The organism is Terasakiella brassicae, from assembly GCF_014641495.1.
Classification (GTDB): Bacteria; Pseudomonadota; Alphaproteobacteria; order Rhodospirillales; family Terasakiellaceae; genus Terasakiella; species Terasakiella brassicae.
In genome coordinates this window covers 1-2,882 of the sequence record NZ_BMHV01000059.1, presented here as the reverse complement: position 1 = coordinate 2,882, position 2,882 = coordinate 1, and the positions used below count along the sequence as shown (strand labels likewise).

The following is a 2,882-nucleotide window of genomic DNA, read 5'->3' as shown; positions in this document are numbered from 1 at the left end:
TCGATTTTACAATCCCAAACGCCGACATTCATATCTGGGAAACATAAGTCCAATGCAGTTTGAATTGAACGCCGCCTAAATGGAGAAGGTGCTCTCCAGTTTTAGGGGACGGGTCCATTTTAATAATGTGGGAGTTTTGTCCTGAGAAGTAGACAAAGACCTTGGGGTAAAAGAGATGATTCGGCGAATCTGCCAAATGGATGAGAGTCAATTTTGATAATTGTTGATAATGATTATCTACTTTGGTACATTTACAGGAATGATTTTGAAGGAGGTTGCCATGCCAAGTAGCTATGCCTTGGGCAAGCATTTTGAGGCCTTTGTCAGTTCCCAGGTCTCTTCCGGCCGTTTTAACAATGCCAGCGAAGTGATACGGGCAGGCTTACGCTTGCTTGAAGACGCGGAGAAACCGCAAGCTCTGACAATGGATGATTTGCGCCGTTTGATTCACGAAGGGGCGGCGAGCGGTCCCGGCAAACCTGCCGAAGCTGTTCTGGATCGCCTTGAGGCCAAATATCAGGCAATGACCGACGAAAGTGGTCATGAATGAAGGTTGTTTTTTCTCCGCTTTCAGAGAGTGATCTGGAAGACATTGGCGACTTTATCGCCGCAGACAACCCGCATCGTGCCGTGTCGTTTATCCGAGAAATGCGGGAGCGGTGCCAGAAGATCGCTGCGACACCAGACGCTGCGCCATTACGTGAAGACATTATGCCCAACGTGCGAATGGTCGTGCATGGCAATTATCTGATTTTTTATTGCATTGTTGAGCAGGACGTTCGGATCGAACGCATCCTTCATAGCGCGCGAAATATACGAGCGCTGCTCGCCTAGATTATGGTATCAACCGCTGCACATGTAAGCACTCTTCTCCCTTTGTATTACGGGTAAGGGAGAGATGATATCCCGGCAGGCTTTGCTTTTGCGCTAATGTGCGAATATCAATCGCGAAGTCGGAAAAACGGGCGAGGCTGCCGCTTTTTTCATAGAGGGTTTTGAAGCTGAACCCCCAGCCGCTTTCGCTTCGTCCGCCATGTTTGCGGGCAAGGCGGTAAAGCCAGCGTTCAATGCCGCCTTTCAAGCAGAAATAGGCCGGGTCAATGGCCAGAACCCAGCTTTCATTGATGACGCCTTGATAGAACCAGTCAGGGATGATGATCTCCATGCCTCGGGAATGTCCGCTGGTGGTGATGAGTTCGTTCCACTCGTTAATCCAGCTAAAACGATGCAGGCGCCGGGCCTTGCGCGCGGGGGCAAGGTCGTCGCTGCGAATGTTGGTCTGGATTGTGGTGGATTGCAGGCGGTCAAGGGCGGCGCGCAGGCGGTCGTATCCCAGTTTTCCGGTCGGGCGATTGGCGAAGCGCAGGAACTGGTGGGGCATGAACCGCAATAGCCTGGATGTGGGTTCATTGCGGTTCCTCGCATTCATAATCTGACTTGCCGCCCAGATCAGCAGGTCTGCGTCCCAAATGGTCGCCATGCCGTATTCAGGGACCGCTTCAACCTTTATGACGATCCCATCGCGTTCAAAGATGAGCGGTTTGATGCGTCGCCCTTTTGATAGGGAGAAGAACGGAAAGGCCATCAGGTCCTGGTAATCGCGAATTCCCGGCGGCGAGGGGACGCAGGAGAAAAGTTCAAGCTGTAGGCGTTCCGAGGGCGGGTGGCGCGTCACGATTTGATCTTTTCGTGGGTGAAGGTGCGCTTGTTGGCCTCGACCCAGGCGTCGAGATCCGTCGGGGAGTAGATCACCCGGCTGCCAACCTTGGCGTAGCGCGGGCCTTCTCCGGTTGTGCGCATACGGTTGAGTGTGGCGGGGCTAACGCCCAGATAGTCGGCGGCGCGCTTGGTGTTCCAGTATTTGGTTTCGCTATCAGTGCTCATTTCTTCGTCCTCCGTATAAGCTGAGGCAAAAGAAGCATTGCAGAGCGCAAGGAAATAGGGCCGAAATGACGCAACGCCAAAACGACCCCCTTCTCCTGTGCGGCGGGTATGTGCCGTTGGCGCGGTTAATCCCCGCTGATCACAAGATCGCGGTAACCGCCGTTCATCAAATGTTTGGATTTTTCAATTCGTCGCCGGACAAGACTGCGGATCCGGCTGCTGTCGTACCAGTCAGCTTTGACTGTATCGAGGCCAAAAAGGTCTATGGCTATCTGGCGATGGCTCTTTCCAGCCAGCACGCCGTCAAGGACGCGAAGCAATTGGTTATAATCCGTTTGGTCTGATTTACGAGTTTTTTAAACCGTTCACCCGAAGCTATGTTCCAAAGGTCCAGACCCTTCGTTAAATTTATCGGGAGGGAAAGATCAACGGGCAAGCGCAAGGCAATGCAAGTGTTCTCATTGAAGTCCAAGCCGTTTTTGACGCGCAGTTGAACGGTTTTCATGGCGTGCTCAATGCGCAAGACCAGATCGCCATCAAGAAGCAAAAGGCCTGAAACGGTCGCATCTGATTTATGTATTAATGGTAGTAAAGGTGTTTGACCATCGGGGATGATTTCAGCATCAAGGGTTGGCGCGATGGACCAGAAGGGCCTCTGCTCTGCGCACGACATTCTGGGGTTGCAAAATGCGAATAGGCCCCATTCTTTTGCTGCGATATCTGATGTTTTTTGAACGGTACAAGGGACGCCGATATTTTTAATAATGTGCATGGTGCCTGTATGGTTTTGCTCATAATCATGACGATAATTCAAATTCTTGCGAAGAAATTGCCATGCGATGTCCTGTTTGTTAATTGATGTTTGTTTCATGATACTCTCCTTAGGGCCTGTTGACAATTATCTCCCCGCAATGATGGCGGCAGCCAGAAACCAATTGGCTTTATAGCTTTCATCGGTTTTGTCATAGCGGGTGGCTATCCCTCTGAATTCCTTAATC

At 51.4% G+C, this 2,882-nt stretch carries 6 protein-coding genes and 1 pseudogene; 2 read left to right on the top strand and 5 right to left on the bottom strand.

The genetic code is table 11. The features are described 5' to 3' along the window. Nucleotides 1-280 precede the first annotated feature (280 nt). Together IEW74_RS17100 and IEW74_RS17095 are read left to right on the top strand one after the other, a co-directional pair. Nucleotides 281-550, top strand: a complete 270-nt coding sequence (locus IEW74_RS17100) for a type II toxin-antitoxin system ParD family antitoxin (RefSeq protein ID WP_188667379.1) — start codon at nucleotides 281-283, stop codon at nucleotides 548-550. Next, nucleotides 547-834 carry a type II toxin-antitoxin system RelE/ParE family toxin gene (locus IEW74_RS17095; RefSeq protein ID WP_188667377.1) on the top strand — a complete coding sequence of 96 codons (288 nt, stop codon included), beginning with the start codon at nucleotides 547-549 and terminating at the stop codon, nucleotides 832-834. The genes IEW74_RS17100 and IEW74_RS17095 overlap by 4 nt, the downstream gene beginning before the upstream one ends. A 1-nt stretch (nucleotide 835) precedes the next feature. Here IEW74_RS17095 and IEW74_RS17090 read toward each other — a convergent pair whose 3' ends face one another. The 5 genes and pseudogenes from IEW74_RS17090 to IEW74_RS17460 all read right to left on the bottom strand — a co-directional run. Further along, nucleotides 836-1,675 carry a replication initiator protein A gene (locus IEW74_RS17090; RefSeq protein ID WP_268233816.1) on the bottom strand — a complete coding sequence of 280 codons (840 nt, stop codon included), beginning with the start codon at nucleotides 1,673-1,675 and terminating at the stop codon, nucleotides 836-838. Further along, nucleotides 1,672-1,884 (bottom strand): helix-turn-helix transcriptional regulator, encoded by a 213-nt coding sequence (locus IEW74_RS17085; RefSeq protein WP_188667373.1) that lies wholly within the window; start codon nucleotides 1,882-1,884, stop codon nucleotides 1,672-1,674. Before IEW74_RS17085 ends, IEW74_RS17090 begins: the two co-directional genes overlap by 4 nt. A 125-nt stretch (nucleotides 1,885-2,009) precedes the next feature. Continuing rightward, nucleotides 2,010-2,183: a DNA -binding domain-containing protein gene (locus IEW74_RS17710; protein ID WP_373283822.1), complete on the bottom strand. Its 174-nt coding sequence runs from the start codon at nucleotides 2,181-2,183 to the stop codon at nucleotides 2,010-2,012. Further along, nucleotides 2,153-2,755: a transcriptional regulator domain-containing protein gene (locus IEW74_RS17075; RefSeq protein WP_188667369.1), complete on the bottom strand. Its 603-nt coding sequence runs from the start codon at nucleotides 2,753-2,755 to the stop codon at nucleotides 2,153-2,155. The genes IEW74_RS17710 and IEW74_RS17075 overlap by 31 nt, the downstream gene beginning before the upstream one ends. A 27-nt stretch (nucleotides 2,756-2,782) precedes the next feature. Then, nucleotides 2,783-2,882: pseudogene (locus IEW74_RS17460) on the bottom strand (IS5/IS1182 family transposase); the annotation flags it as partial.

Excerpts from the sequence above, each read along its gene's own strand:
- IEW74_RS17100 (WP_188667379.1), top strand. The coding sequence starts at position 281 with ATGCCAAGTAGCTATGCCTTGGGCAAGCATTTTGAGGCCTTTGTCAGT.
- IEW74_RS17085 (WP_188667373.1), bottom strand. The coding sequence starts at position 1,884 with ATGAGCACTGATAGCGAAACCAAATACTGGAACACCAAGCGCGCCGCC.
- IEW74_RS17075 (WP_188667369.1), bottom strand. The coding sequence starts at position 2,755 with ATGAAACAAACATCAATTAACAAACAGGACATCGCATGGCAATTTCTT.
- IEW74_RS17095 (WP_188667377.1), top strand. The coding sequence starts at position 547 with ATGAAGGTTGTTTTTTCTCCGCTTTCAGAGAGTGATCTGGAAGACATT.